27 protein-coding genes are annotated in these 25,856 nt (G+C 64.9%); 11 read left to right on the top strand and 16 right to left on the bottom strand.

Going from position 1 to position 25,856, the window contains the following annotated elements:
- Nucleotides 1-6: 6 nt before the first annotated feature.
- The 3 genes from L867_RS0103235 to L867_RS0103225 form a co-directional block, all read right to left on the bottom strand.
- On the bottom strand, nucleotides 7-417 hold the full coding sequence (locus tag L867_RS0103235; RefSeq protein WP_028735545.1) for a TIGR02588 family protein: 411 nt from the start codon (nucleotides 415-417) through the stop codon (nucleotides 7-9).
- Between the two features lie 8 nt (nucleotides 418-425).
- Nucleotides 426-1,295, bottom strand: a complete 870-nt coding sequence (locus L867_RS0103230; protein ID WP_037172369.1) for a TIGR02587 family membrane protein — start codon at nucleotides 1,293-1,295, stop codon at nucleotides 426-428.
- Nucleotides 1,296-1,614: 319 nt separating this feature from the next.
- Nucleotides 1,615-3,699, bottom strand: coding sequence for a DEAD/DEAH box helicase (locus L867_RS0103225; protein ID WP_028735543.1), 2,085 nt, complete (start codon nucleotides 3,697-3,699; stop codon nucleotides 1,615-1,617).
- A 254-nt stretch (nucleotides 3,700-3,953) separates the two neighbouring features.
- On the opposite strand from L867_RS0103225, the gene L867_RS0103220 reads away from it, so the two are divergent.
- Together L867_RS0103220 and L867_RS0103215 are read left to right on the top strand one after the other, a co-directional pair.
- On the top strand, nucleotides 3,954-4,565 hold the full coding sequence (locus L867_RS0103220; protein WP_028735542.1) for a 3'-5' exonuclease: 612 nt from the start codon (nucleotides 3,954-3,956) through the stop codon (nucleotides 4,563-4,565).
- 49 nt (nucleotides 4,566-4,614) lie between these two features.
- Nucleotides 4,615-5,103 (top strand): CreA family protein, encoded by a 489-nt coding sequence (locus L867_RS0103215; protein ID WP_028735541.1) that lies wholly within the window; start codon nucleotides 4,615-4,617, stop codon nucleotides 5,101-5,103.
- 296 nt (nucleotides 5,104-5,399) lie between these two features.
- Here the strand turns inward: L867_RS0103215 and L867_RS0103210 are convergent, their stop codons facing one another.
- From L867_RS0103210 to L867_RS0103190, 4 genes are all read right to left on the bottom strand, one after another.
- Nucleotides 5,400-5,726 (bottom strand): hypothetical protein, encoded by a 327-nt coding sequence (locus L867_RS0103210; protein ID WP_028735540.1) that lies wholly within the window; start codon nucleotides 5,724-5,726, stop codon nucleotides 5,400-5,402.
- Between the two features lie 246 nt (nucleotides 5,727-5,972).
- Nucleotides 5,973-6,437 carry a chemotaxis protein CheW gene (locus tag L867_RS0103200; RefSeq protein ID WP_028735539.1) on the bottom strand — a complete coding sequence of 155 codons (465 nt, stop codon included), beginning with the start codon at nucleotides 6,435-6,437 and terminating at the stop codon, nucleotides 5,973-5,975.
- 2 nt (nucleotides 6,438-6,439) lie between these two features.
- Nucleotides 6,440-8,410, bottom strand: a complete 1,971-nt coding sequence (locus L867_RS0103195) for a methyl-accepting chemotaxis protein (RefSeq protein ID WP_028735538.1) — start codon at nucleotides 8,408-8,410, stop codon at nucleotides 6,440-6,442.
- 238 nt (nucleotides 8,411-8,648) lie between these two features.
- Nucleotides 8,649-9,437: a DUF2189 domain-containing protein gene (locus L867_RS0103190; RefSeq protein ID WP_028735537.1), complete on the bottom strand. Its 789-nt coding sequence runs from the start codon at nucleotides 9,435-9,437 to the stop codon at nucleotides 8,649-8,651.
- Between the two features lie 150 nt (nucleotides 9,438-9,587).
- Between L867_RS0103190 and L867_RS27665 the strand changes: the two genes are divergently transcribed.
- From L867_RS27665 to L867_RS0103175, 3 genes are all read left to right on the top strand, one after another.
- The gene (locus L867_RS27665; protein ID WP_169734060.1) at nucleotides 9,588-9,737 is read left to right on the top strand and encodes a hypothetical protein; all 150 of its coding nucleotides are present in this window, start codon (nucleotides 9,588-9,590) and stop codon (nucleotides 9,735-9,737) included.
- A 136-nt stretch (nucleotides 9,738-9,873) separates the two neighbouring features.
- Nucleotides 9,874-10,473 (top strand): SCO family protein, encoded by a 600-nt coding sequence (locus tag L867_RS0103180; protein ID WP_028735536.1) that lies wholly within the window; start codon nucleotides 9,874-9,876, stop codon nucleotides 10,471-10,473.
- 123 nt (nucleotides 10,474-10,596) lie between these two features.
- Nucleotides 10,597-11,487, top strand: a complete 891-nt coding sequence (locus tag L867_RS0103175; RefSeq protein ID WP_028735535.1) for a 50S ribosomal protein L11 methyltransferase — start codon at nucleotides 10,597-10,599, stop codon at nucleotides 11,485-11,487.
- A 199-nt stretch (nucleotides 11,488-11,686) separates the two neighbouring features.
- On the opposite strand, the gene L867_RS27660 is transcribed toward L867_RS0103175, so the two are convergent.
- Nucleotides 11,687-11,860: a hypothetical protein gene (locus L867_RS27660; protein ID WP_028735534.1), complete on the bottom strand. Its 174-nt coding sequence runs from the start codon at nucleotides 11,858-11,860 to the stop codon at nucleotides 11,687-11,689.
- Nucleotides 11,861-12,154: 294 nt separating this feature from the next.
- Between L867_RS27660 and L867_RS0103165 the strand changes: the two genes are divergently transcribed.
- A complete protein-coding gene (locus L867_RS0103165; RefSeq protein ID WP_028735533.1) occupies nucleotides 12,155-14,002 on the top strand; it encodes an aminopeptidase P family protein in 1,848 nt (615 codons plus the stop codon).
- On the opposite strand, the gene L867_RS0103160 is transcribed toward L867_RS0103165, so the two are convergent.
- Nucleotides 13,980-14,291 (bottom strand): AzlD family protein, encoded by a 312-nt coding sequence (locus L867_RS0103160; RefSeq protein WP_028735532.1) that lies wholly within the window; start codon nucleotides 14,289-14,291, stop codon nucleotides 13,980-13,982. The genes L867_RS0103165 and L867_RS0103160 overlap by 23 nt on opposite strands.
- A complete protein-coding gene (locus tag L867_RS24475) occupies nucleotides 14,288-15,001 on the bottom strand; it encodes an AzlC family ABC transporter permease (protein WP_037172368.1) in 714 nt (237 codons plus the stop codon). Before L867_RS24475 ends, L867_RS0103160 begins: the two co-directional genes overlap by 4 nt.
- Before the next feature lie 149 nt (nucleotides 15,002-15,150).
- Here L867_RS24475 and L867_RS0103150 point away from each other — a divergent pair, with 149 nt between their 5' ends.
- Nucleotides 15,151-15,399, top strand: coding sequence for a DUF2164 domain-containing protein (locus L867_RS0103150; protein ID WP_028735531.1), 249 nt, complete (start codon nucleotides 15,151-15,153; stop codon nucleotides 15,397-15,399).
- A 29-nt stretch (nucleotides 15,400-15,428) separates the two neighbouring features.
- Here L867_RS0103150 and panB read toward each other — a convergent pair whose 3' ends face one another.
- From panB to L867_RS24470, 4 genes are all read right to left on the bottom strand, one after another.
- On the bottom strand, nucleotides 15,429-16,262 hold the full coding sequence (panB, locus tag L867_RS0103145; RefSeq protein ID WP_028735530.1) for a 3-methyl-2-oxobutanoate hydroxymethyltransferase: 834 nt from the start codon (nucleotides 16,260-16,262) through the stop codon (nucleotides 15,429-15,431).
- A gap of 1 nt (nucleotide 16,263) precedes the next feature.
- Nucleotides 16,264-17,136, bottom strand: coding sequence for a pantoate--beta-alanine ligase (panC, locus tag L867_RS0103140; protein WP_028735529.1), 873 nt, complete (start codon nucleotides 17,134-17,136; stop codon nucleotides 16,264-16,266).
- A 97-nt stretch (nucleotides 17,137-17,233) separates the two neighbouring features.
- Complete coding sequence (gene pncA / locus L867_RS0103135) at nucleotides 17,234-17,863, bottom strand: bifunctional nicotinamidase/pyrazinamidase (RefSeq protein ID WP_028735528.1); 630 nt, start codon at nucleotides 17,861-17,863, stop codon at nucleotides 17,234-17,236.
- 55 nt (nucleotides 17,864-17,918) lie between these two features.
- Complete coding sequence (locus L867_RS24470) at nucleotides 17,919-18,419, bottom strand: S-adenosylmethionine decarboxylase family protein (RefSeq protein WP_232363868.1); 501 nt, start codon at nucleotides 18,417-18,419, stop codon at nucleotides 17,919-17,921.
- Between the two features lie 98 nt (nucleotides 18,420-18,517).
- Between L867_RS24470 and L867_RS0103125 the strand changes: the two genes are divergently transcribed.
- The 4 genes from L867_RS0103125 (at nucleotide 18,518) to L867_RS0103110 (ending at nucleotide 22,183) form a co-directional block, all read left to right on the top strand.
- Nucleotides 18,518-18,862, top strand: coding sequence for a hypothetical protein (locus tag L867_RS0103125; RefSeq protein ID WP_028735527.1), 345 nt, complete (start codon nucleotides 18,518-18,520; stop codon nucleotides 18,860-18,862).
- Between the two features lie 196 nt (nucleotides 18,863-19,058).
- Nucleotides 19,059-20,480, top strand: a complete 1,422-nt coding sequence (locus tag L867_RS24465; protein WP_051438786.1) for a coproporphyrinogen-III oxidase family protein — start codon at nucleotides 19,059-19,061, stop codon at nucleotides 20,478-20,480.
- A gap of 33 nt (nucleotides 20,481-20,513) precedes the next feature.
- Nucleotides 20,514-21,695 carry a cytochrome P450 gene (locus tag L867_RS26300; protein WP_028735526.1) on the top strand — a complete coding sequence of 394 codons (1,182 nt, stop codon included), beginning with the start codon at nucleotides 20,514-20,516 and terminating at the stop codon, nucleotides 21,693-21,695.
- A gap of 209 nt (nucleotides 21,696-21,904) precedes the next feature.
- Complete coding sequence (locus L867_RS0103110; protein ID WP_051438785.1) at nucleotides 21,905-22,183, top strand: DUF6074 family protein; 279 nt, start codon at nucleotides 21,905-21,907, stop codon at nucleotides 22,181-22,183.
- A gap of 40 nt (nucleotides 22,184-22,223) precedes the next feature.
- Here the strand turns inward: L867_RS0103110 and L867_RS0103105 are convergent, their stop codons facing one another.
- Nucleotides 22,224-22,595, bottom strand: a complete 372-nt coding sequence (locus L867_RS0103105) for an endonuclease domain-containing protein (protein WP_028735524.1) — start codon at nucleotides 22,593-22,595, stop codon at nucleotides 22,224-22,226.
- Nucleotides 22,596-23,014: 419 nt separating this feature from the next.
- Nucleotides 23,015-25,639 carry an ATP-dependent helicase gene (locus L867_RS0103100; protein WP_028735523.1) on the bottom strand — a complete coding sequence of 875 codons (2,625 nt, stop codon included), beginning with the start codon at nucleotides 25,637-25,639 and terminating at the stop codon, nucleotides 23,015-23,017.
- Between the last annotated feature and the right edge of the window lie 217 nt (nucleotides 25,640-25,856).

The raw sequence follows: 25,856 nt of genomic DNA, 5'->3' as shown, positions 1-25,856 counted from the left end.
GACCGTTCACGGATCGGTATAGCCGATCGCTCTCAGCGTCAGTCGGGCGCTGCCGGGATCGGTCGAAAACAGGATCGCGCCGCTCGACTGGGACTGGCCCGGCACGTAGTCGAAGGTGACGTCAACCGATTCGACGCTCTCCTCGCCGCGCGTCAGTTCCCCCCGGACGATGACAGCCGCAGCCGTGCTGTTGGCTCGGTTCTCGATGTCGAAGGTGATCCGGTAGCCGCCCGGTACGTGCTCCATGCCGGTCGCCTCGATGGCGAATTCCGGCGGTTCCATCCGCTCCGTCAAGGCGTTCCAGCCGACACAGCCGATCAGCGCGGCGATGACGGTGAGCGCGATCAGGCCGGTCAGCCATTCCAGCCAGTGCGGATCGTCGGCTTCGGTATGTCTGCGGCTGTGCGACGGGCTCATGGGATACCTCACAGGATAAGACGCGCCGCAGCGGCGCCGATGGCGGCAGGGAAGGCGAGCACGATCATGGCGAAGACCAGCGGCGTCAGCGCCGTGCCGTCGACCTGCTCGAAGATCCACAGCAAGAACAGGCTGATCGAAAGCGCGATGACGTAGCCGGGCAGGGTGAAGCGGATCAGCGCGTGCCACCAGGGGGTATCGGGCGACAGCTCGTGGCCGCCTTCGAAGGAGACGGCATAGACGAAGCCGTGCATCAGCCCGATCGACAGCAGGATGGTCGCCAGCGCATGCCAGGCGGTCATCTTGTAGGAGAGCAGGATCATCTCCTCGGTCGGCGCGACGTTCAGCGACAGGAAGAGCGCGCCGACCACCATCAGGAACAGCTCGCCGACATAGGAGGTGCGGCGCTGGCGCGGCTCCGGCCCCTCGCAGTCGGCATCCTCGTCGCGCGTCAGCTGGCTGCGGCCGAGCATGGCGCCGATGCTGGCCGGCACCGCCTGAATGGCGATCTTGCCGATCACTTCGCTCCACGGCATATCGAGGTTCAGCAGGCCGAACAGGAACAGGATCGCCGCGCTCGCCGCAATGCCGACGCCATAGGCAACGATCGCGTCGCGCACGTCTTCGCGCCAGTCGAAGGTTTCCTCGAAGCCGATGCGATGCGACAGGATGACCAGCAGCGGCAGGTCGACGACCATCAGGAACAGCAGTTTTTCGCGGGCGATATGGAAGCCGAGCTGCCACATTTCCATGGTCATCAGCATGGGGAGGGAGAAGAGGAGCGCCCCGGCGAGCCCACGCCCCATGCCGGCGAGAAAGGCCGATCTCGCCTTTCGCCGCTGGTCCAGAGCATGAGCCCGCGCTGCAAAATCCGACATACCGCCCCCGCTCTATCCTTGCGCGCTCGACAACGCGGAGGCGGGACAATTGTTCCCTTGCCGCCCTCGGCGATGGCGGGGGGCGGGGCCGGTCGGGCCATAGGGGGCACGAGGCAGAAGGGTCAGACGGAATTCCCTCTCCCCGCCTGCGGGGGGGCCGAAGGACGGGTCGAGACACGCGGCTCGACCCCGGTCGGGCCAGGGTGAGGGGCAATGCCACGATCGCAAACCAGTGCCGGCTAAGCGGACAAGGCGGCAAATGCAAAGGCCCGCGCATGGCAATGCGCGGGCCTTGTCGTAAGATTACATTCGAGCGGGATCAGCCCTTCGGCTTGAAGCTCTTCTTCTTCGGACCCGATGCCGGGCCGCGATCGTCGAACTTGCCCTTCGGCTTGCCGGCATAGGCCGGCTTGTCACCCTTGGCCGCATAGGCGGGCTTGTCCCCCTTGGGCTTGCCGGCCCAGTCGGGCTTGGCCGGCTTGTCATAGGCGTTGGAAGCGCTCTTCGGCTTCTTCTTGAAGGCGGGCTTGTCGTTGCTCCAGTCGTCGCGGGCGGGCTTGGCCGGTGCAGCACCCCAGACCTCGGCATCGGCCTGGGCCAGGTCATCCGTCGCGCCGCGCGCCGGTGCTGCGGCCCGCTTCTCGGCCCAGGGCTTCCTGTCGCCCTGCGGCTTGGCGTCATCGTAGGACTTCTTGCCTTCGTAGGGCTTCTTCTCGGCAAAGGGCTTGGCGTCGCGCACCGGGCGCTCCTTCGGCGGCGCGCTGAAGTCCGGCGTGCCGTCCAGGCGCTTGACGATGATGCCGCGCTCCAGCGTCTTGTTCGGGCCGATCGCTTCGACGAAACCGTCGACGCCGCTCTCGGCGATCTCCACGAAGGTCTCTTCCGGCTGCATCTTGATCGCGCCGATCACCGCCTTGGTGATGTTGCCGTTGCGGCAGAGCATGGGGATCAGCCAGCGCGGCTCGGCGCTCTGGCGGCGGCCGACGGAGAGCGAGAACCAGGTGCTGGCGCCGAAATCCGAGCGCGGCTTCGTCGCTGGGCTCGAGGGATTGGCATAGTCCGGTTCGCGGCGCTTGGCGCCGGCGTCGAGGCTGACAGGGATCAGGTCTTCCGGTGCCGAGCGATTGCCGCGCTGCAGGCGCAGGAAGGCGGCGGCCACCTGTTCGGCGCCGTGGGTGGCCAGCAGGGTGGCAATGAACGGGGCTTCGTCCTCGTTGATCTTCTCCGACAGGGCCGGATCGGCCAGCAGACGTTCGTCGTCGCGGGCCAGCACGTCGTCGGCTGACGGCGGCAGGGCCCAGCTCGGCTGCACATTGGCGCCGGACAGCAGGCGCTCGGCCTTGCGCCTGGCGCTCATCGGCACGATCAGCGCCGAGACGCCCTTGTTGCCGGCGCGGCCGGTGCGGCCCGAACGGTGGAGCAGGGTGTCCGAATTGGTCGGCAGGTCGGCATGGATGACGAGTTCCAGACCGGGCAGGTCGATGCCGCGGGCGGCGACGTCGGTCGCGATGCAGACACGGGCCCGGCCGTCGCGCATGGCCTGCAGCGCATGGGTGCGCTCGTTCTGCGAAAGCTCGCCGGACAGCGCCACGACGGAGAAGCCGCGATTGTGCAGCCGGGCCGTCAGATGGTTGACGGCGGCGCGGGTCGAGCAGAAGACGATCGCGTTGCGGGCTTCGTAGAAACGCAGCACGTTGATGATGGCGTTCTCGCGGTCGGGATTGGCGACCGTCAGCGCGCGGTATTCGATGTCGACATGCTGCTTCTTCTCCGACACCGTCTCGATGCGCTTGGCATTGCGCTGGTAGCTCTTGGCCAGGTCGGCGATCGAGCGCGGCACGGTGGCCGAGAACATCAGCGTGCGGCGGTCGTCGGGGGCGGCATCGAGGATGAATTCGAGATCCTCGCGGAAACCGAGATCGAGCATTTCGTCGGCCTCGTCCAGCACCACGGCGCGCAGGCCCGAGAGGTCGAGGGCGCGGCGGGTGATGTGGTCGCGCAGGCGGCCCGGCGTGCCGACGACGATGTGGGCGCCGCGTTCGAGCGCCCGGCGCTCGTTGCGCACGTCCATGCCGCCGACGCAGGACGCGATCACCGCGCCGGTCTTCTCATAGAGCCATTCCAGTTCGCGCATGACCTGCATGGCCAGTTCGCGGGTCGGCGCGATGGCGAGCGCCAAGGGCGCCCCGGCGCGGCCGAAGCGGTTTTCGCCGGCGAGGAGCGTCGGCGCGATGGCGAGGCCGAAGGCGACCGTCTTGCCCGAGCCCGTCTGGGCCGAGACCAGCGCGTCCTTGCCTTCGAGTTCCGGGTCGAGCATGGCCTGCTGCACCGGGGTCAGCGTCGCATAACCGCGCTTGGACAATGCCTCTGCGATCGGCGCTACGATGCCGTTGAATTCTGTCATGGATTAAGTCTTTCGAATTGGATGTGGAGCGGGCCAATGCACCGCGCCCGCCGATTGCGGGTATGTTTGGGCCGTTCCTACCCGGCAAACGCCGAAATGTATAGGGGGAGGCTCGAAAAAGGCGAGAAATGCAGGCAAGGCGGGATGTCGAGGCCCGGCCGGCGGGCCATGCTGCGGGGATATGTCGTAATTGCTTCGCCTCAGCGTAAGCCGTATGACCGGACAGTGCCAACGAATGCGAAGAGTCGTCCTCCTTGAAAACCATCGCCATCGATTTCGAAACAGCGAGCGAAGAGCGCGGCAGCGCCTGTTCGGTCGGGCTCGCCTGGATTGAGGGCGGCGAAGTGGTGCGGGTCGAGGAGCGTCTGATCCGGCCGAAGTCCATGCGGTTCTCGCCATTCAACATCTCCATTCACGGCATTCGGCCCGAGCATGTCGAGGACGCGGCCGAGTTTCCCGAGGTGATGGACGAATTCGCCGAGGATTTCTCAGGCGCGCTGATGATCGCCCACAATGCCGCCTTCGACTTCTCGGTCTGGCGCTCCGCCCTTGATGCCTATCGGCGGCCCTATCCGGAACTGTCCTATCTGTGCAGCGTCAAGATGGCCCAGCGCATGTGGCCGCAGCTCGGCTCGCATCGTCTGAACAGCCTTGCCGCCCATCTGGGGCTCACATTCATGCATCACAATGCCGCCGACGATGCCCGGGTCTGTGCGCTCGCCTCGATTGCCATGATGCGCGAGGCGGGGGCCGCGCATCTCGCGGAATTGCCGGAGCGGGTCGGGATTTCGGTCGGTCGGCTATACCGCGGCGGCTACGACGCCTGCTCGGTACGGCGCATCCGCAAGCGTGAGCCGGCCTTGTAAGGCGGCTCGCTTCGCTTATCTAGATTGCAGTCATCCCTGGAGATTTGCCATGTCGATCCGTTCCCTGCTTCTGTCCGCCACGGTCGCTCTCTCGGCCCTTGCCACCCCGGCCGCCGCCGAGGTCGTGGGTGAGGTCGGCGTCGACTGGGTCGGCAACGACATCATCGTCGAGGCGGTCACCGATCCGAAGATCAAGGGCATCACCTGCCATGTCACCTATTTCGACCGCTCGATCATCGACCGGCTGTCGAAGGGCAACTGGTTCGAGGATCCGTCCAACAATTCGATCGCCTGCCGTCAGACCGGACCGATCGAGATCGGCGACATCGATCTGTCGAAGGAGGGCGAGGAAGTGTTCCGCGAGGGCATGTCGCTGATCTGGAAGCAGCTCGTCGTCAACCGCATCTACGACAAGGCCAACGACACGCTGATCTACCTGATCCACTCGCGCCAGGTCGTCGACGGCTCGGCCAAGATGGCGATCTCGACGGTGCCGCTGTTCGGCCAGCCGGTCAACTGGGCAAAGGGCAAGCCGTAAGGAGCTTTGGCCGACGGGCATTCGGACGCGCCGGCGCAGTGCCGCGCTAGTGATCCCGCCCAAAATTGGTCAGTCCGACACGGCCGAATGTTCACTTTTCCGGATGATGTCACTTTCACTGCCGACTAAAGTTTGGCAAGCTTCTAAAGGACATCAGACAACGGGTGCATCACCCCAAAGTGCTCGTTTGCTGTTCATGTCTTGCCACTCGAGGGGTTGCAGCCTCGAATTCGAACAAAGTTGCGCTCCGATCTCTTTCGAGTTCGGAGCGCAACTGGTTTCGGCTGATGCCATCCTTAACGGACATAGACGACCTTGCCGCCGTTTGCCGCGGTCTGAACATGCACGACGTTCGTCAGCTGCACGTTCTGGGATTCGAGCGCGGCAACCAGCATCGGATCGGCCGATACCATCGCCTGGGCTTCGGCCATGCCGGCCTGGTTGGACGACATCTGCGTCAGACGATCATATTCGCTACGGCCAGCGTCGTTGTTGAGGCTGTCGATGCGGATGACGCTGACGTTCTGCTCGGCGGTGACTGCAGCGGTCTGGGCGAAGGCGCCGCCCGAGACCGAGCCGAGGGCGAGTACGGAAGCGAGAGCGATCTTGATAGCGTTGTTCATGATATTTCTCCTTGGTTATCTCTTCATTCTCGACATGTCGGGAATGCACCGGAGAAACGCCGGGAGGGGGGTTCTGTTCCTTTGAAATCGTCTAATAATATAATTATTTCATAAGCTTAATGTGTTCTTCGCGTGGCGGAAAAATGGCCGCGCCACGGCAGGCCGTCCTCGCTGGACGCACGAAAACGGCCCATAACCCCGCCGTCAGCGGGGTTATGGGTGGGAAGATCCGAAAGGCTCAGGCGATCAGGCGGCCTGGGCGAGCTCGTCGGCGATGACGGTGTCGAGGTTGAGGAAGCAGACCATCGACTTCTCCAGGGCGACGATGCCGCGGCAGAAGGCGCGCTGTTCTTCGGGAATGATTTCCGGTGCAGGCTGCAGGTCTTCGCCCTTGATGGTCATCATGTCGGAGACCTGTTCGACCAGCAGGCCGACCAGCTTGCCGGCGATGTCGGTGACGATGATGGCGGCACGTTCCGACGGTTCGGTCATCTTCATGCCGAGGCGGCAGGCCATGTCGATGACCGGGATCACCGCACCGCGCAGGTTGATGAGACCGAGCACGTAGGGCGGGGTATGCGGCATCGGGGTCACGGGCGCCCAGCCGCGGATTTCGCGGATCGCCATGATGTCGATGCAGAATTCCTGTTCGGCGAGATGAAAGGATACGATCTCGAGATAGGCGCCGGACTGCTTGATGGCATTGCTCATTTTCAAAACTCTTCCCAGTTTTCGGCTGCAGCGCCCTGGCTTGCGACACGGGCGACAGCGCTTCGGTTGAATGTCCCCGCGACCTTGTCGATCAGGCTCTTCGCGGGGGACGGCTTCGGCAGCGAGGCGGCGCTGGCCGCCTGCAGCTGAACGGGGGCGGCATAGGCGCTCCCGGTCATCCTGAACTGGCCGACGAGACGCGAGAGGTTCTCCGCGTCGCCGGCAAGGGTGTGGCTGGCCGCATTGGTCTGTTCGACCATGGCGGCATTCTGTTGCGTGACCTGGTCCATCTGACCGACGGCCGAGTTGATTTCGCTGAGGCCCACCGACTGCTCGCGGGCCGAGGTGACGATCGACTTCACATGTTCGTTGATGCGCAGCACGTCTTCGCCGATGCGGTGCAACGCCTCGCCGGCTGCGGTGACAAGTTCGACGCCGGTCTTCACTTCGGCGCTGGAGCGCCCGACCAGGGTCTTGATGTCGCGGGCGGCTTCGGCGGCACGGCCGGCAAGAGCCCGCACTTCCTGGGCGACCACGGCGAAACCCTTGCCGGCTTCGCCGGCGCGGGCGGCCTCGACCCCGGCATTCAGCGCCAGCAGGTTGGTCTGGAAGGCGATCTCGTCGACGACGTTGATGATCTTGCCGATCTCGCCGGTGGCGTCCTCGATGCGTTCCATGGCTGCCATGGCATCGCTGACGACGGAACCGGATTTCTCGGCATAGACCTTGGCGTTGTCGACCATGTGGCTCGCCTCTTCGGCGCGCTCGGTGGCGTTGCGCACCGTTGCCGTGATCTCGTCGAGGGCCGCGGATGTCTCCTCCAGCGATGCCGCTTGCTGTTCGGTGCGGCGGGCGAGATCGTCGGCGGCGCTGCGCATCTGCAGGCCGTTGGCGCGAATGGAGCTGCTGTTGGAGGCGATTTCGCCCATGACGCTCTGCAGGCGATGGGTCGTCTGGTTGAAGTCGGCGCGCAGCCGTTCCAGATCGCCCGGGAAGGCCTCGGCGATGGTCACCGAGAGGTCGCCTTCCGACAGACGGTTGAGGCCAAGCGCCAGCTGGTCGACGGCACGCTTGACGGCGGCATTGTCGGCGGCGAGCGCCGCGGCGCGGGCCTCGCGCTCCTGTTCGTTCCTGTGGTTGGCCTCGGCGGACGAGGATTCCAGTGCGCGCTTCTCGATGGCGGCGTTGCGGAAGATGTCGACGGAGCGGCCCATTTCGCCGATCTCGTCGCGGCGGCCGTTCGCCTCGACGGAGGTTTCGAGATCGCCGTCGAGTACGCGCTGCATGGCGGAGCGGACGGCACGGATACCGTTGACGATGGCGTTGCCGTGAATGGCCTGGAGCAGCAGCGTGGTGCACAGCGCGAGAAGGCCGAGGCCGAGCTGGATGTAGAGGGAGGCGCCCGCTCTTGCGGTGGCGCCTTCGACGCTTTCTTGCATGATCTGACCGGCAAGCGTGGCCGTCTGGTCGAGGGTGGACGACAACCGATCGCCGGCGCCGTCGATGGCGTCGTCGATCGCGGCATACTCGGTTTCGGGGGCGCCGGTCTCGACCAGGCGCTTGAGATCCACTTCGATCGCTTTGACGATTTCGGTGAGGTCGGCGTCATAGGCCTCCGCTAGGGCGGCGTTGCCGGCTTCCTGGGCGAAGGACCTCAAAATGGGAGTGCCTGCGGCAAGCAGGGATGCGGCGGAGCGAATCGTTTCGGCGCGTTCCTTCTGGATGGCGCCCTCGCTGCGATCGATGATGCTGTCCATCGCGGCGAGTACCAGCCGTGAATTGGCCAGCTGCATTTCGTTCAACTGCTCGACCTGTTGCTGGAGCGACAGCGCTCGCGTCAGGGCCGTGTCGACCTGCACGTTCTCGTACCAGCCGACCGCCAGCATCGAACCGATGCCGAGCGAGGTTGCCGCGCCGAGCGTCATCAGGCGCTGTCGGACCGACAGTCCACTTCCCGAAATAGAGTCTAGCATGCGCCTCCCCAATGCCCAGATGCATCACCGATGCACTGCATCGGCAATTTCGTTTCGCATGCAGAGGCCCGAGGAGAAGAGAAACCCGTCCCGGTGGACGTTATGTCCGAATGACCGAACCGGTCATCTCGCGTCTAGATGATCTCAAATAGTGGTTAAGCAACGAATAATATTGCAAGCGGAAACGCCGCTTCAGTTGAAGACCGGGCGGCTTGGAACGCGCCGCCCGACTTGGTTCTCATGCCGATGCGATGGCGCGCCGATAGAGGTGCCATGTCGCGTGGCCAAGGACCGGCAGTGCGATGAACAGGCCGGCAAAGAAGGGCAGCAGGGCGATGAACGCGGTTACGGCGACGATCAGGCCGAAGGTCAGCATGGGCACCGGGTTTTCGACCACCGTGCGGATGCTGGTCAGCATGGCCGTGACGAAATCGATGTCGTGGTCGAGCAGCAGCGGCATGGAGATGACGGTCAGGGAGAAGAGCACGGTGGCGATCACGGCGCCGACGATCGTGCCGACCAGGAGGAAGAGCATGCCTTCCGGCGTCGTCGTCACCACCGTGGCGAAGGCGGCCAGAGAGGCGGGGATCTTGAAGCCGAGGAACAGGGCGAGCAGCAGCCGCACCTGGTAGATCCAGATCCAGAAGATGAAGAGCACGGCGAAGGCCATCCAGGAGAGCTGTCTCTCCCGCTGGCGAAAGACTTCGGTGAGCACGCCGCGCCAGCTGATCGGCTCGCCGCGTTCGTGGCGGCGGCTGACTTCGTAGAGGCCAACGGCGACGAACGGGCCGATCAGCGGGAAGCCGATGGCGACCGGGATGATCATCCACGGCTGGTGGTAGAGGCTCAGCATGACGACGATGAAGAGACCGCCGAGCGCATAGATGCCGCCGAAGAACAGGCCGAGCAACGGGAATCGCCGGAAGTCCCTGACCCCATCGGCCAGCGCCCCCGTCACGTCTTTCATCTCGAGCGGATTGATCCGCAATTTCGGCGGCAGCGCCGCCTGAATGACCTGTTCTTCCATTCGTCCCTCCCAAAACGTTTGTATAGGAATCATAGCATGTGACTGCGACCTTAAGAACTCCCGGTATTCATCGATTTATTTCGCGGCGGCGCGCGAGCATTGCCCCTTTCGCCGGGCGGGGTCGCGTATTATGTAACAGGCATGGATCCCTTGGCGCCAAGACCGCTCAATCATGCCCTGATCGCCGCCCTCGTCGCCGGCGGCGTGGCGTTCACCGTCGTCGTCTTTGCCGGCTGGATGCGATTCGGCGCCGATATCGTGTTGACCTATGCCGAGAACGGCCTGTCCTCCTGTTTTTGACTGGCGTATGCCGGCATGCCCTGGGACAAATCGGCGCGCCGCGGCGTGCAAACGGCGAGTTGATTTGCACTTCGGCACCGTTCGACGTATCGGCAGGTGACTTTCCTGCCGTCGTTCCAAAGGGACCTGACCTTCGATGAAGACTTTGCGCATTATCCTCTGGGCCGGCGTCGTCGTGCTGGCCGGCGTGCTCGGCTGGCTGACGCTGGCGGTGACCGACACCAAGGACAAGATCGCCGAGGCGCCGTTCGGCGTGCCGTTCCAGCTCGTCGACCAGAACGGCCAGCCGATCAGCGAGCAGGCCTTCCGCGGCAGGCCGACGGCCCTGTTCTTCGGCTTCACCCATTGCCCGGAAGTCTGCCCGACGACGCTGTTCGAGCTCAATGGCTGGCTGACCACGGTCGATCCGGACAAAACCAAGCTGCAGGCCTATTTCGTCACCGTCGACCCGGAGCGCGATACGCCCGAAATGCTCGGTGCCTATATCTCCAACGTCACCGACCGGGTGATCGGCATTGCCGGCGATCCGGAGAAGGTGGGCGAGGTCGTCAAGGGCTTCCGCGTCTATGCGAAGAAGGTCCCGCTCGACGAGAAGGATCCGAACGGCGACTACACCATGGATCACACCGCCTCGGTCTTCCTGCTCGACAAGGAAGGCCGGTTTGTCGGTACCATCTCCTATGGCGAGAACCCGGACGTGGCGATCAAGAAGCTCGAGAACCTCGCCAAGGGCTGACCGGGGCTCCCGGCGGGTGCTCACCTGTTGCCAATGGCGTCGTTGCGTTGTACCGCAGGCGCAAACGCCGGGCGGTGCTCCGTTACCGTCCCGTTCTCTCCCTTTTCGACAGGATGCCCGACCGTGAGTGAAATTCGCCTCTTTGTGACGACGACCGAAGCCATGGCGTCGGAGATCCTCGATCTCATGACGTTCTGCTTCGGTGAAGAGGATCTGGCGATCGCCACCACCGAGGTGGACGAGAAGAACGATGTCTGGGAAGCCTCCGTCTACATGATGACCGACGAGGAGGACGAGATCCGTGCGCGGCTCGAAGAGCTTTTCGCTGAAACCTTTGCCGACTTGCCGATCGAGAGGGAGGTGCTGCCCGACATCGACTGGATCGCCAAGTCGCTGGAAGGTTTGAAGCCGGTCCGGGCAGGGCGGTTCATCGTGCATGGCTCGCATGACCGCGACAAGGTGCGGGTCAACGACCTGGCGATCGAAATCGAGGCGGGCCAGGCCTTCGGCACCGGCCATCACGGGACGACTGCCGGCTGCCTCGAAGTAATCGATGAGGTGGTGCGGTCGCGGACCGTGCGCAATGCGCTGGACCTCGGCACCGGCAGCGGCGTGCTGGCGATCGCGGTGCGCAAGTTGAAGCATATTCCGGTTCTCGCGACCGACATCGATCCGATCGCCGTGCGGGTCGCCCGGGAGAATGCCCGCAGCAACGGCCTCGTCGACGGCATCGAGTTCCGCGTCGCCCCCGGCTTCCATTCGACGGCCTTTGGCGAATACGGCCCGTTCGACCTGATCATCGCCAATATCCTCGCCCGCCCGCTGATGAAGATGGCGCCGCAACTGTCTACGCATCTGGCACCTGGCGGCTCCGTCATCCTGTCGGGCATCCTTGCCAGCCAGCGCTGGAAGGTCATTGCCGCCTACAACGGCGCGGGCCTCGCCCATGTCAGGACGATCTGGCGCAATGGCTGGGTGACGATCCATCTGCGGCATGGCCGCGGGCTGGCCTAAGCGTCAGAAACTTCCGCGCTGCACAATTGCGCCAGATGCATGGCGCGATCGACACAGAGAACATGAAAAAGGCGGCATCCGGGGATGCCGCCTTTTTCAGATCAGTCGCCTGATCGGAACCTGCGAGCTTTGGGAGGAGAGCTACAAGCAGGCTAGTGATGTCGTGAAGCCGTCATTTCCGCCTTTCAGGCGGTCCGGCTCAGAATGCCGAAGCGCGAACACCCTTGCGGCGCAGCTCTTCGCGGCTGGTGCCCAGCGACTTCAGGGTCTCGTCGTCGAGGCTCATCAGGGCGCTGTTGACGTGGCGGCTGGCCTGAAGTTCGCGGGCTGCGACAAAGCGGTTGAAGGCATTGCGGAAGAAGGAGTTTGCCATTGCCATAGTCCTTGCACGGTTGCGTCTGTATTGTTCAATGAGAGGAATATAGGCGCTGCAAACGCTTTGAGTGAGAGGGCTTGCTACATGGGTGTTATGCGTCTGGCGCATGAGTATGGCTTCCATGCGCCATTTGTGCTGAATCTTTGATCGAAAATTGGGCGTCTTGCATTCTTCATGGTGCATTGCGGCATTCTGCGGAGCCGGGCGTGTGGCGGCTTTTGCCATGGTGCAGGATCGGCGCGTCTTGCTATAAGGGGCGTTCCAGATTCCAGCCTGAAGAAAGCGGCCGCCATGTTCCAATCCTTCGATGTCACCTCCACGCCTGAGTTCGGCCGCGAACGGGTGGAGGCGCTTAGGGCGCAATTCGACGCGCTCGGCATCGACGGTTTCCTCGTGACGCGCGCCGACGAATACCAGGGCGAATATGTTCCGGCCTGTGCCGAGCGGCTGTCCTGGCTCACCGGTTTCACCGGCTCGGCCGGCCAGGCACTGATCACCACGGGAAAGGCGGTGGTCTTTGTCGACGGGCGCTATGTGACGCAGCTGGCCGAGCAGGTCGACCCCGCCGTGTTCTCCCCCGGCGATCTGGTGGGCGAGCCGCCGCACAGGTGGATCGTCAAGCACGCGCACAAGGGTTTTCGTCTCGGCATCGATCCGTGGCTGCACACCAGCCAGGAGGTGGAGCGGCTGGAAAAGGCGCTCGCCGAGCAGGACGGCGCGCTCGTGGTTCTCGGCGCCAATCCGCTCGACGCGATCTGGACGGATCGTCCGGCCGAGCCGCTCGGTCCGGTCGTCATCCAGCCGATCGAATATTCCGGCGTGCTGGCCAAAGACAAGATCGCCCGGATCGCCGCCGACCTTTCCGACAAGCAGATCGACGCCGCGCTGATCACCGATCCCTCGTCGATCGCCTGGATCTTCAACATCCGCGGCAGCGACGTGCCGCACACGCCCCATCCGCTGGCCCGCGCCATCATCAAGGCCGATGGCGCGGCCGAACTTTTCCTCGACAAACGCAAGACCGGCATCGAGGCGGAGGCCTATCTGGGGCAGATGTGCCGCCAGCTTGACCCGCGCATGCTGGTCGCGCATCTGGAGAAGCTTTCCGTCGAGGGCAAGCGTGTCCTGGTCGACCCCGAATTGGCGCCCTTCGCCCTGGTCGAACTCATTCGCGGCCACGGCGGGACAGTCGTGACCGGTGCCGATCCGGCAAAGATCGCCCGGGCGGTGAAGAACTCGGTCGAACTCAACGGCTCGGCCGCCGCCCACCTGCAGGACGGCGCGGCGGTCGTCGAATTCCTCTCCTGGCTGGACGACCAGCATCCGGGCACGATTACCGAGATCGGCGCGGCAAAGGCGCTGGAGGAGGCGCGGCTTCGCGTCGGCGAGCGCATGCAGAACCCGCTCAAGGACATTTCCTTCGACACGATCGCCGGTGCCAGCGAGCACGGGGCGGTGATCCATTACCGCGCCACGACCACGTCCGACCGGCCGATCCATTCCGGCGACCTGTTCCTGATCGACAGCGGCGCGCAATATGTCAACGGCACGACCGACATCACCCGCACGGTGGCGATCGGCGCGGTGTCGGACGAGCACAAGCGCTTCTTCACCCTGGTGCTGAAGGGCATGATCGCCATCAGCACGGCGCGCTTCCCCAAGGGCACGCGCGGCTGCGACCTCGATCCTCTGGCGCGCATCGCGCTTTGGAAGGCGGGCGCCGACTATGCCCACGGCACGGGCCATGGCGTCGGCTCCTATCTCTCCGTGCACGAGGGGCCGCAGCGCATCGCCCGTCTCGCCACCCAGGAACTGCTGCCCGGCATGATCCTCTCCAACGAGCCCGGCTATTACCGGCCGGGCGCCTTCGGCATCCGCATCGAGAATCTCGTCTATGTGCGCGAGGCCGAGGCGGTGGAAGGCGGCGACATGCCGATGATGAGCTTCGAGACGCTGACCTATGTGCCGATCGACAAATATCTCGTGGTGACGGACCTGCTGACGCACGAGGAATTGCGCTGGCTCGACGATTATCATGCCAAGACCCGAGACGAGCTGATGCCGCTGATGCACGACGAAAAGGCGAAGGCGTGGCTTGAGCGGGCGACCGAGCCGTTCAGCCTATCAGCTGGCGCATGAGCATCACGACGATCCAGCCGCCGATCAGCATGGGGATGGAGGAGGCGCCAAGGCCGATCACCAGCGAAACGGCCATGGCGACCTTGACGTCCAGCCCGCCGGAAAAGAAGGCGGGGGCGACCAGCGTGGTCAGCACCGCCGCCGGCACGGCATTGAGCGCCGCATCGACGCGCGGCGGCACGTTCTTCAGCCGGCTCATCAGCAGGTAGCCGCCGATCCGGGTCAGGTAGGTGGCGACCGCGCCGACGAGGATCAGCAGGGTCATGTAGGGCGTGAAGAACTCGCTCATGCCTTGTCCTCTCCTTCGGCAGCAGGCGCTGTGGCAGCCTTGGGCGGCAGCAGGGCTGCGAGGATGACGCCGGCAAGCGCGCCGATGCTGACATGCCAGGGCGAGCCGACCAGCTGCTGGGCCAGCACCGAGACCACGGCGCTGACGAAGACCACGGCGAGGAAGTTCGCCCGCTTGCGGAAGCCGAGTACCAGCCCCATGAAATAGATCGGCAGAAGTACGTCGAAGCCCCAGGCCGCCGGATTGCCGATGAGCCTGCCGAAGCCGGCGCCGATCGCGCTGACGCTGACCCAGCCGACATAGATCGTCGTGGCAAATCCCATGTACCAGGCAAACGACACCCTCCGTCCGGTCTCGCCGCGCGTCAGGGTCTGCGCGAATTGCGGATCGGTCAGCAGGAAGAATGACACGGCTTTCTGCAGCGGGGAGAAATGGGCGATGAAGGGCGTGATCGCCGCCGAATAGAGGATGTGGCGGAAGTTGACGGCGAAGATCGACAGCACGATGACCCAGAGCGGCACCGAATGGCCGAACAGCTCTATGCCCACCAGCTGGCTGGCGCCGGCAAAGACGATGGCGCTCATCAGCGTCGCCTCGGCGACCGTCTGGCCGTTGCTGACGGCAATCGCGCCGAACAGGGCGGCGAAGGGGATGGTCGAGACGAGGATCGGCGTGCTGCCGCGCAGACCCTCGGTAAAATCGGAATTCATCGGATGTCGCACCTCGTTTGAGGAAAGCCCTTAGAGGCAAGCCGCCGTCCAAACAAACGAATAAGCCTGATGGATCGATTGATTCCCCTGACATGTCGCCCTAGTCTCTCGGCGTCCGGATGAGGTGGGCAACACAAGGGAACTGGTCGGTGCCGAAACTCGATTTCTCCAATGAAGACCAGGCGGCGATCGTCGCTGAGGTGCGGGACTATTTCCTCACCGAATTCGAACTCGACGTCGGTCGATTCGAAGCCGAAGCCATGCTGGAGTTCTTCGCCAAGGAGATCGGCGCGCATTTCTACAATCGCGGGCTTTACGACGCCCAGGCGGTGATCACCAACCAGATCGAGGTGATCAACGACGCGATCTACCAGCTTGAGCAATCGCCCGGCAAATAAGGCTGCCGGGCCATGTCGTTTCCGTTTTTTCAGTCCTGTTTCTTCGGGCGGATCTGGAATGTGTGTTCCGGCCCGGGAAACGTGCGCGCCCGAACTTCGGTCGCGTAGTCTTCGGCCGCCCTGGAGATGACCTCGGCCAGTTCGGCGAAATGCTTGACGAAGCGCGGCTTGAAGTCGTTGAACAGGCCGAGCATGTCGTCGGACACCAGAACCTGACCGTCGCAGGCCGGCGAGGCGCCGATGCCGATGGTCGCGGCCGAGACCGTGCCGGTGATCTCGCGGGCGAGCGGCTCGACCGTTCCCTCGATCACCATGGCGAAGGCGCCGGCCTCGTCGATGGCGCGGGCATCACGGCGGATCTTGTCGGCTTCCGTGTCGGTGTGGCCCTTGGAGCGGTAGCCGCCCGAGGTGTTGACCTGCTGCGGCATCAGCCCGACATGGCCGAAGACCGGCACCCCGCGAGACACCAGGAAGGCGACGGTTTCCGCCATTTCCTCGCCGCCCTCGAGCTTGACGCCGTCGCAGCCGGTTTCCTTCATGATGCGGGCGGCGGTGCGGAAGGCCTGTTCCTTCGATTCCTGGTAGGAGCCGAAGGGCAGGTCGACGATGACGCAGGCGCGGGTCACGCCGCGCATGACTGCCTGGCCATGGGCGATCATCATCTCGACGGTGACCCCGACCGTGGTGTCCATGCCGTAGAGCACCATGCCGAGGCTGTCGCCGACCAGCAGCAGGTCGCAATGCGGGTCGAACAGACGCGCCATCGGCGTGGTGTAGGCGGTGAGCGAGACGACCGGACGCTGGCCCTTGAGCGCCGTGATGTCGTTCGGTGTCAGCCGCTTCTGGCGGGGCGGGGTGCTCATGTCAGGCGGCCTCCATGCCGTTCTCGGATGCGATGTCGATCACCCGGTTGTCGAGAAGTCTGGTCTGGCCGAGGCGCACGAAGAGCAGCAGCAGGACCGGGCCGGCGACAGTGTCGATCTCGGCGAGCGTCTCGGGGTGGCGGAGCGCCACGACCTCGGGCTCGGCCAGCGGCTCGGCGCGGATGAAATCGGCGATCTTCGTCTCGATCGCGGCGATATCCTTGAGGCCGGAGCGGATCAGCCTTGCGGCCTCGTCGAGGGCGCTCGGCACGATCACGGCGGCGGTGCGCTCGGCGGGCGTCAGATAGACATTGCGCGACGAGCAGGCGAGGCCGTCGGCCTCGCGCACGGTCGGCACGGCCACGGCCCGGACCGGCTGGGCGAGGTCGTCCACCATGCGGCGGATGATCGCCACCTGCTGGTAGTCCTTCTCGCCGAAATAGGCGGCGTCGGGCTGGACGATGTTGAATAGCTTGGTGACGACGGTCGCGACGCCGGCGAAATGACCGGGGCGGGCGGCGCCTTCGAGTTCCGAGCCGAGTTTTGGCACGTCGACGACGGTCTGCATCGGGTGCGGATACATGTCGGTGACGCCGGGGGCGAAGAGGAAGTCGACGCCGGCCTTATCGAGCAGGGCGCTGTCGCGCTCAAGATCACGCGGATATTTCGCCAGGTCCTCGTTGGCGCCGAATTGCAGCGGGTTGACGAAGATCGACACGACGGTGACGGCGTTTTCCGCTTTCGCCCGGCCGACCAGCGTCAGGTGACCTTCGTGCAGATAGCCCATGGTCGGCACGAAGCCGATCGAGCGTCCGGCCCGGCGATGGGGGGCCAGCCTCTCCCTGAGTTCGGCAATGGTGGTGACGGTCTCCATATCGGTCCTCCGCAATACCTTATGGCGCGCCGGTCCCCTAGCGTGGATGAGCGGGGAAATCAATCGGCCGTAAGGAGGGGGAAGGGAGTCCGCGGGATCAGGCGGCGAGGATGTCTCTGCTCGATACGATGGCGACGCCGGCGGATTTCATCTCGTCGATCGCCGCCTTCACGCCTTGCGGGTCGATGCCGCGCGAGCCGTCCTCGATGAAGCGGACCTTGACGCCCGGCAGCATGTCGATGGCGTCGAGGGCGGAGAATTTCACGCAGTAGTCGGTGGCTAGCCCCATGAGGTCGAGTTCGGTCACGCCCTTCTGACTGAGATAGTCGGCAAGGCCGGTAAGTGCTGCGCGGTCGTTGTCGCGGAAGGCGGAATAGCTGTCGACGGCCGGGTTCTCGCCCTTCTTCTGCACATAGGCGATGGCGGAGAGGTCGAGACCGGGGTGGAATTCGGCGTCGGCCGTGCCCTCAACGCAATGGTCAGGCCACAGCACCTGGGGCTTTCCGGAGAGCTCGCCCATGTCGAAGGGTTTTGCGTCGGTATGCTGCGAGGCGAAGCTGCCATGGTCGGCGGGGTGCCAGTCCTGCGAGGCGACGATCAGGTCGTAGCGACCGCTCTTCATCAGCGCATTGGCGACGGGCACGACCTTGTCGCCATCTTCGACGGGCAGATTGCCGCCCGGGCAGAAGCCGTTCTGGATATCGATCAGCAGCAGAGCCTTGGTCATGGTCGTCGTCCTTTGGTTCGGGTGCGGCGCAAGATGGCAAGGCGGGACGGCGGGATCAAGGGGGAAGCGGTCGTGTTTGCGTGTCGCTGGGGCCGGCGTGCGATCTCCCCCCTTGTGGGGGAGATGTCGGCGTAGCCGACAGAGGGGGGCATCCAAGCTGGACTGCCGCCTCCGCGGCATGCGGCCAGGTTGTCGCCGCGTGCGGCGTGCGGGCAAGCGCCCTCGGGACATGGTGATCGACACGGCTGCCTTGCGGCGCGACGGCCTCCTGGATGCGGTCAAGCACGCGGCAGCAGTCCATGGCCGGATTGCACAGCATGACATCGACCAGCAGCAGGCCGAGTTCCGGCCAGGTGGTCAGGATGATGTGGGATTCGGCGAGGAACAGGGCGATCGTCAGTCCGTGCGGGACATAGTGGACCTCCGAGGCGCCGACCACCGTGGCACCCTGCGAGACGACGGCCTCGCGGGCGAGGCGCTTGAGGGCCTCGCCGTCCTCCAGCAGACGCGTGCAGCCGTAGATCTCTGCCAATGTCTCATGAACGATCATCTTCATGGCTCCCTTTATGGTTGTTAATTTAGGTGATGCAACTATTGCAAAAGCCCTTAGTGCGTGTAAAGTGAAATTGCACTCAATCAATGGGAGAGTTGAGCATGGCTAGCCTGAATACCGAACAATGGAAGAGCTTCCTCAACGCCCGGCTTCTTCAGGAGCAGGGCAAGGACAGCGAGGCACTCGAGACCTTCAACAAGCTGCTGGCGTCCGATCCCGGCAACCAGCACATCCAGGCATCGCGGGCTTTCGCGCTGGAGCGGCTCGACCGCAAGGGCGACGCGACGGTTGCCCGGATCGCCGCGGCCTACTCCAAGGCCTCGGCGGCGCTGTCGGGCGAGGCGGACAAGCCGGAAGCCTGGACCGCCGAACTGAGCAGCCTGCTGGGCGAGCTGCAGCAGGTGGAGAAGGGTCGCGGCATATCGGCGGTTCTGGTCGCCTGGTGACCTGAACCGCTGGCGGGACTGGCTGGGCTGGCCGGGGGGCCGGCCCGATCGGCCCGCGCTGCGATCACGCGGGCTGGCGCCGCCGGCTCGGGTTCGATGTCTTGGTGGATGTCCTTTGCCCCTGCAGCGGCTGGCTGCGCGCGGGCGGCATGGCCCGGCGCACGGGGCGCCGGGATCGATGGATGGGGGAGGGAGCATGCGTTTCACTGAGGATCCGGTCTATCCGTTCAGCCATTTCTCGCCGATCTACAACTGGATCTATCCGGTCACCGGGCAGCGTTCGGCCGGCGTCTATGAAGCCGGGGCGATGCCCCTGGCGGGCGATGGCGAGAGGCGCTCCGGCCGGGCGCGGGCGCTCTACCTGCACGTTCCCTTCTGTGACACGATCTGCACCTTCTGTCCGCTGGTCAAGGGACCGCTGGCCGATGCCGAGATGCTGGAGGTCTATGTGCGCGCGGTGATCGCCGAGATTGCGCTGAAGGGCGGGATCGGCGAACTTGCGCGGCTGCCGATCCGGGCGATCTTCTTTGGCGGCGGTACGCCGTCCCTGCTGCAGCCGGCGCAGATCCTGCGGATCGGCGTGGCGCTGGCAGAGGCCTTCGACCTTTCCGCGCTCGAGGAATTCTCCGTCGAGATGGAGGCGAAGAGCATAACGCCCGAGCGGGTCGCGGCCTTTCGCGCCATCGGCGTGACCCATGCCCGCTTCGGCATCCAGACCTTCAGTCCCCGCCATCGCCGCTCGCTCAACCTCACCGCCTCGATCGAGCAGATCGGCCGGGCGGCGGATTTGCTGAGGAAGAGCTTTCCGCATGCCTCCGGCGACATGCTTTACGGCCTGCACGGGCAGACCGGCGACGAGTTCGTCGACGACATCGAGGCGGTGACGGGCCTTGGCCTCGACAATATCGATTTTTATCCGCTGAACGTCTTCGTCGTGCAGAAGAAGCTGCACCGCAACTATCAGGGCGAGGCGGTCGAGCCGCTGTCGGGCGCGACCAAGTTCCACATGACGCGGGCGCTGCGCGAGCTGATGCGCGACAAGGGTTTCCTGCCGCATAACGGGCACGGCTTCGTGCGGGTGCCGGCGGAGGAGGCTGCGCGCAATCCGGTCGTCACCCGGCGCTATGCCTTCAAGTACCACCAGCATGTCTACGGCCCGGACGACAACGAATATATCGGCATCGGCAACAGCGCGCTGTCCTATGTCGGCGGGCGCACGCTGACCAACGAGATGTCGCGCCAGCGCTACGTCAACGATCTTCTCGGCCGCAACCGGCTGGCCGTCGATGTGGTTCGGCACCCGCCGCCGGTGAACGCCAGCAAGGCGATCGCCATCAGCCTGCCCTATCTCGGCCATCTGCCGCTCGACCGGGTGCGTTTCGAGGACCTGCCGGACCAGACGGCCCGGCAGCTGGGCGAGGCGATCGACCATGGCCTGGTGGAGCGGGACGAGGACGAACTGAGGCTCACCCACGCGGGCTGGCACTGGTATGTCAACCTGATGTTCTACTTCGCGCCGCCCGGGGAACAGGCCGCCATTGCCGCGATCGTCATGCGCGATGCCGAGGGCTCGTTGCTTCCCAAGGGCACGATAGACCGACTGACACGCGTCGCCTGAGCAATCTGTGGCGTCTTACCCCGGAGGTTCCCCATGCCGATCAGCCTAGGTCCGACGCAGGGCAGCGTGCGCGAGGTGCTCGAAGCCCATGGCGACGACGCCAGCGGCTACTATCAGGCGCTGCGGGCGCTGGGTGGCGAACGTCGGCTGTTCTTCGATCCCGACATGCAGGCCTGGGTGGTGACCGGGCATGCGCTCTGCGCGCGGCTTCTGGCCTCGTCGGCGCTGTCGAAATCCCGGCTGCGGCTCGACACGCCGGCCGTCCGGGAGCGGCTCGGCGATCTCGCCCTCAGCGCCCAGGAGATCGTCGGGCGGCAGATGTCGTTCGACGAAAGCGAGTCCGCTGGCCGCTCGCATCACCGCTGGCAGCGGATCCTCACGATCGACGGGAGGAGCGCCTTCCGCCGCGCGCTGGCCGACATGGCCGCGGCGACCTTTGCCACCTTCGACGCGGCGGCTCCGGATTTCTACCGCATGGCGCTGCGCCCCTACGTGTCGCGGGCGGTCGCCGCGCGGCTGTCGCTTCGGGAGGCGGAACGGGCCGCGCTCTATCCGCTCATCTACGGCTATGCCGATTTCCTTGACGGCAAGGCGACGACCGGCAGTGCTGCGGGGGCCGCGGCCTCGCTGGCGCTGCTCGGCGACTATGTCGGCGCGCATTTCGACCGGCTGCGCGGCTGCGACGGCCAGCCGATCGACGACAGAGAGCGCTGGATCGCCGACTATGCGCTGACCCTGGTCGCAGGGCACGAAAGCACCGCCTTTGCGCTCGGCACGGCCCTTGGGATGCTGGGGGATCCGGCGATGCGGCCCGGCAGGGCGTCGGACCTGCGCGCCCATCTGCTCGAGGCGCTGCGCTTTGACAGCCCGATCCAACTGATCGGCCGGGTGGCGCGCGACGATCTCGATCTCGGTGCCGGCGGCCGGATCCGCGCCGGCGAGCGCGTCTTTCTCCATGTCGGTGCCGCCAACCGCGATCCGGACCGCTTCGCGACGCCCGACCGCTTCGACCCGCGGCGGCGTGGCGGCGGATTGCTGGCCTTCGGCCTTGGAGCCAGCCGCTGCGTCGGCATGAACCTCGCTCTGGTCGAGGCGGAGGTCTTTCTCGCGGCGGCCTTACGTTTCCTCGGCGAACGCCGGCTCTGCGTTCACGCGTCAAGCTTCGAACACGGGCTTGCCGGCCGTTCCTTCGGGGGACTTGCGCTCAGCCTTTGACCGCTGACCGTGGCTCGGCGGAGGCTGGCCGGGCAGGGGGCTTTCGGCCGCCGCTTGCCAGAGGGTCGGTCGCTGCGGGGGCGTCACCTGCGGCTTTTCGGACGGCAAACGGGCGTGCCGTTCCTTTTCGGGCGCATTCTCCAGGCCCGGCAACGGAACGTTAACCATGTTGATTCTACACGTGTTTTGTCAACGTGAGGATGTAACGCATGAGTAACGACGCCATGATCGGCCAGGCCACCCCGTCCATCGCCTTTTTCCCGCTTGCCAGCCGCCGCGACCTCGTTCGCCGCTCGGCTGTCGCGCTCGACAAATGCCATGGCCCGGCCGCCGTCGATTTCTGGCGCACGACCTGCCGCGCGCTCGGCACTGAGCTTCTGGCGCTCGGCTGCCCGGAAGAAGACATGCGCGCCGAGATCATGGATTTCCAGGCGGCGGTGCAGATGGAACTGATGTGGCTGCACCGGGCGCAAGAGGCGCGGGGGTGAGGGGCTTGGTCGCTACCGCTTCAGGGAGCGACATCGTAGGTCATTCGTGGCTTTCCCCACCGATCGCCCGGACAATGTGTGAGCATACCTCGTCGAGGTGGCGTATCGCCTCGTCATTGGTCACGCGGATCACCCGCCAGCCCAGCGCCGAAAACCTTTCGTCCCGTGCCGCGTCGCGCGAAATTGCGTGGTCGTGGCTATGCGTGCTTCCGTCGATTTCGATGATCAGGTTGTGTTCGGGGCAGGCGAAATCGACGATGTAACCTGCAATCGGCAACTGGCGGCGAAAGCTCAGACCCATCAGCCGGTGGGCACGCACCGCATTCCAGAATTTCAATTCCGCATCCGTCATCGCCTTGCGCATGCGCCGCGCATGGCGCCGGTTGACGTGCGGAACGGAATGGTGCGGCATGCGGTGGCTCCAGACGGTTGCATCCAGTCTGGCAGAGCTGTCCCGCGCGCAAAATCACTGAATTTGAGGGTATTTGTCGAGGCGACTCCTTCCTAGCGGCTGCGCAAGACACCCCCCTCTGTCACTTCGTGACATCTCCCCCTCAAGGGGGGAGATCGGGGCGGACACGTCGTGCCCGCCTTGAACGTGTCAAATCGCGGCGCGCTTCCGAACCTTTCCGTGTGTCGATGGCGCGGGATGCTCTGCTGCGATGTGGGAAACCTGCTGCAATGGGATGAACGCGGACAGCGCGAGGCCTGCGGTGTTCGGCGGAGACCGAAATCGCGAGGCAGGCGTGTGGCCGATCTCCCCCTTTGAGGGGGAGATGCCCGGCAGGGCAGAGGGGGGTAGCCGGAAGTTCAATCCAGTCGACGCCGTCCTCACACCCTCTCGACAAACCCGTCCAGCACGCGTTTCTCGCCGGCGCGGTCGAAGTTGATGGTGAGCTTGTTGCCCTCGATCGAGGCGATGTTGCCGTTGCCGAACTTGATGTGGAAGACGCGGTCGCCGATGGTGAATTTCGACGGTTCGGTGGTGGTGGACTTGGCCACCAGTTCGCCGTCGATGGTCTTGGCCTTCGGGCCACTCTCGCCATAGCCGATGCGCTCGATGGCGTGGCCGGAGCGGTTGCCCCAGTTGTCGCGGGTGGCGTCCGACTTGTTGGCTTGGGCGCGTTTCCAGCCGGGGGTAGAATAGTTGTTGGCGAAGGGATCGGCCTTGTCGAAGCGCGATTGGCCGTAGCCGCCGCGACCATAGCCGCCATAGGACTGCTCGCTCTCGGCGACCTCGACATGGGTGACCGGCAGCTCGTCGAGGAAGCGCGACGGCATGGTCGACTGCCACAGGCCGTGGATGCGGCGGTTGGAGACGAACCAGATGTGGCAGCGGCGTTTTGCCCGGGTGATGCCGACATAGGCGAGGCGACGCTCCTCCTCAAGGCCGGAGCGGCCGCCTTCATCGAGCGCGCGCTGGTGGGGGAAAAGACCTTCCTCCCAGCCGGGCAGGAAGACGGTCTCGAATTCCAGCCCCTTGGCCGAATGCAGCGTCATGATCGACACGGCGTCCATCTCGGCATTCTGCTCGGTGTCCATGACCAGTGAGACGTGTTCGAGGAAGCCGCGCAGGCTCTCGAAGGCTTCCATCGAGCGGATCAGTTCTTTCAGGTTTTCCAGGCGCCCGGGGGCTTCCGCCGACTTGTCGTTCTTCCACATGTCGGTATAGCCCGACTCTTCGAGGATCTGCTCGGCAAGCTCGGTATGCGGTACCGTTTCAAGCAGTTCCGACCAGCGCCTGAAGTGTTGAATCACGTCGAACAGCGCCTTGCGGGCCTTGGGCTTGACCTCGTCGGTCTCGATCAGGTCGACGGCGGCCGCCAGCATCGGCACGTCGCGGGCGCGGGCATAGTCGTGCAGCGTGCGGATGGTGGTGTCGCCGAGGCCCCGCTTCGGGGTGTTGACGATGCGCTCGAAGGCGAGGTCGTCGGCCGGCTGGCAGACCAGGCGGAAATAGGCCATGGCGTCGCGGATCTCGAGGCGCTCGTAGAAGCGCGGGCCGCCGACGACGCGGTAGTTGAGACCGAGCGTGACGAAGCGGTCTTCGAACTCGCGCATCTGGAAGGAGGCGCGCACCAGGATCGCCATGTCGTTGAGGGCGTGCTTCTTACCGTCGGCATCGCCGCGCTGCAGCCGCTCGATCTCCTCGCCGACGGCGCGGGCTTCCTCTTCACTGTCCCAGGCGGCGTGCACCACCACCTTCTCGTCGTCGGGATTGACGCGGTCGGTGAACAGCGTCTTGCCGAGACGGCCCTCGTTATGGGCGACCAGATGGCCGGCGGCGCCGAGGATGTGTTCGGTCGAGCGGTAGTTGCGCTCAAGCTTGATGACCTTGGCGCCGGGAAAATCCTTCTCGAAGCGCAGGATGTTGTCGACCTCCGCGCCGCGCCAGCCATAGATCGACTGGTCGTCGTCGCCGACGCAGCAGATGTTGACGACCGGCTTTCCCTTCGCCCCACCGGGGAGAAGGTGGTCCGAAGGACCGGATGAGGGGGCCTGTCCGCCAAGGTTCGTGGGTGCCGCCCCCTCACCCGGCGCTTTCGCGCCACCCTCTCCCCGCTGGGGAGAGGAGGGACCCGACCGCTGCGCCAGCAGCCGCAGCCACATATATTGCGCGGTGTTGGTGTCCTGGTATTCGTCGACCAGGATGTATCGGAAGCGCTCGTTGTAGTCCTTCAGGATGTCCGGATTGGCGCGGAACATGCGGATCGGGTGCAGCAACAGGTCGCCGAAGTCGCAGGCGTTCAAGGTCTTCAGGCGATTCTGGTAGGCGGCGTAGAGTTCGCGACCCTTGCCGTTGGCGAAGGCCCGGGCGTCGCCCTCGGGGATCTGCGAGGGGTCGAGGCCCTTGTTCTTCCAGCCGTCGATCATCTGGGCGAACTGCTTGGCCGGCCAGCGCTTGTCGTCGATGCCCTCGGCCTGGATGATCTGCTTGATCAGGCGGATGACGTCGTCGGTGTCGAGGATGGTGAAATCGGAGCGCAGGCCCACCATTTCGGCGTGGCGGCGCAGGATCTTGACGCCGATCGAGTGGAAGGTGCCGAGCCAGGGCATGCCCTCGACGGCGCCGCCGACCAAAAGGCCGATGCGCTCCTTCATCTCGCGCGCCGCCTTGTTGGTGAAGGTGACCGCAAGGATCTGGGAGGGAAAGGCGCGGCCGGTCGCAAGAATATGGGCGATGCGGGTGGTCAGCACCCGGGTCTTGCCGGTGCCGGCGCCGGCAAGCACCAGGACCGGGCCGTCCAGCGTTTCCACGGCTTCGCGCTGTTCCGGGTTGAGGCCGGAGAGATAGTCGGGCACGCGGTTCTGGTCGCGCGCCGCCATGGCGCGTGCCGCAATGCCGAGGCCGCCGGCGGCGGGTGCCGCAGCGGGTGCGCGTCCTTCGGCGGCGGTTTTGCGCGGGGCGGGTTCCTCGTCGTCGAAGAAGGGTATGTCGTCGAAACCGTTACTCATGCGGCCAATGTAGTGATTCGGATCGGAAAGACCAGAAAAGATGTTCCCCTTTCATTCTGATCCGGGCGCTATCCGCAGGGAATTTCGACGGTTTTACCGATGCGGGCGGCAAGGCGATCTCATCCGTTGTGCGCATTGGCGTGAAGGCTTGCGAGATGACAATTTCGTAATGTTGGCCATTGCGCCTTGCCGTTTGTGCCTTGCAGCGAAATATTGC

The sequence above is a fragment of the Paenirhizobium selenitireducens ATCC BAA-1503 genome (assembly GCF_000518785.1).
Lineage (GTDB): Bacteria > Pseudomonadota > Alphaproteobacteria > Rhizobiales > Rhizobiaceae > Allorhizobium > Allorhizobium selenitireducens.
Note: the sequence above shows the minus strand (reverse complement) of the source record. Positions and strands in the feature narration are given on the sequence as shown.

Bases quoted from the DNA above. Each gene is read 5' to 3' on its own strand.
- L867_RS0103200 (WP_028735539.1), bottom strand. From the start codon at position 6,437: ATGAGCAATGCCATCAAGCAGTCCGGCGCCTATCTCGAGATCGTATCC.
- L867_RS24475 (WP_037172368.1), bottom strand. From the start codon at position 15,001: ATGAATTCCGATTTTACCGAGGGTCTGCGCGGCAGCACGCCGATCCTC.
- L867_RS0103190 (WP_028735537.1), bottom strand. From the start codon at position 9,437: ATGGAAGAACAGGTCATTCAGGCGGCGCTGCCGCCGAAATTGCGGATC.
- L867_RS0103125 (WP_028735527.1), top strand. From the start codon at position 18,518: ATGGCTAGCCTGAATACCGAACAATGGAAGAGCTTCCTCAACGCCCGG.
- L867_RS0103160 (WP_028735532.1), bottom strand. From the start codon at position 14,291: ATGAGCGAGTTCTTCACGCCCTACATGACCCTGCTGATCCTCGTCGGC.
- pncA (WP_028735528.1), bottom strand. From the start codon at position 17,863: ATGACCAAGGCTCTGCTGCTGATCGATATCCAGAACGGCTTCTGCCCG.
- L867_RS24470 (WP_232363868.1), bottom strand. From the start codon at position 18,419: ATGAAGATGATCGTTCATGAGACATTGGCAGAGATCTACGGCTGCACG.
- L867_RS0103105 (WP_028735524.1), bottom strand. From the start codon at position 22,595: ATGCCGCACCATTCCGTTCCGCACGTCAACCGGCGCCATGCGCGGCGC.
- L867_RS26300 (WP_028735526.1), top strand. From the start codon at position 20,514: ATGCCGATCAGCCTAGGTCCGACGCAGGGCAGCGTGCGCGAGGTGCTC.
- L867_RS0103110 (WP_051438785.1), top strand. From the start codon at position 21,905: ATGAGTAACGACGCCATGATCGGCCAGGCCACCCCGTCCATCGCCTTT.
- L867_RS0103215 (WP_028735541.1), top strand. From the start codon at position 4,615: ATGTCGATCCGTTCCCTGCTTCTGTCCGCCACGGTCGCTCTCTCGGCC.
- L867_RS0103235 (WP_028735545.1), bottom strand. From the start codon at position 417: ATGAGCCCGTCGCACAGCCGCAGACATACCGAAGCCGACGATCCGCAC.
- L867_RS0103225 (WP_028735543.1), bottom strand. From the start codon at position 3,699: ATGACAGAATTCAACGGCATCGTAGCGCCGATCGCAGAGGCATTGTCC.
- L867_RS0103180 (WP_028735536.1), top strand. From the start codon at position 9,874: ATGAAGACTTTGCGCATTATCCTCTGGGCCGGCGTCGTCGTGCTGGCC.
- L867_RS0103100 (WP_028735523.1), bottom strand. From the start codon at position 25,639: ATGAGTAACGGTTTCGACGACATACCCTTCTTCGACGACGAGGAACCC.
- panC (WP_028735529.1), bottom strand. From the start codon at position 17,136: ATGGAGACCGTCACCACCATTGCCGAACTCAGGGAGAGGCTGGCCCCC.
- panB (WP_028735530.1), bottom strand. From the start codon at position 16,262: ATGAGCACCCCGCCCCGCCAGAAGCGGCTGACACCGAACGACATCACG.
- L867_RS0103210 (WP_028735540.1), bottom strand. From the start codon at position 5,726: ATGAACAACGCTATCAAGATCGCTCTCGCTTCCGTACTCGCCCTCGGC.
- L867_RS0103165 (WP_028735533.1), top strand. From the start codon at position 12,155: ATGTTCCAATCCTTCGATGTCACCTCCACGCCTGAGTTCGGCCGCGAA.
- L867_RS24465 (WP_051438786.1), top strand. From the start codon at position 19,059: ATGCGTTTCACTGAGGATCCGGTCTATCCGTTCAGCCATTTCTCGCCG.
- L867_RS27660 (WP_028735534.1), bottom strand. From the start codon at position 11,860: ATGGCAAACTCCTTCTTCCGCAATGCCTTCAACCGCTTTGTCGCAGCC.
- L867_RS0103230 (WP_037172369.1), bottom strand. From the start codon at position 1,295: ATGTCGGATTTTGCAGCGCGGGCTCATGCTCTGGACCAGCGGCGAAAG.
- L867_RS0103195 (WP_028735538.1), bottom strand. From the start codon at position 8,410: ATGCTAGACTCTATTTCGGGAAGTGGACTGTCGGTCCGACAGCGCCTG.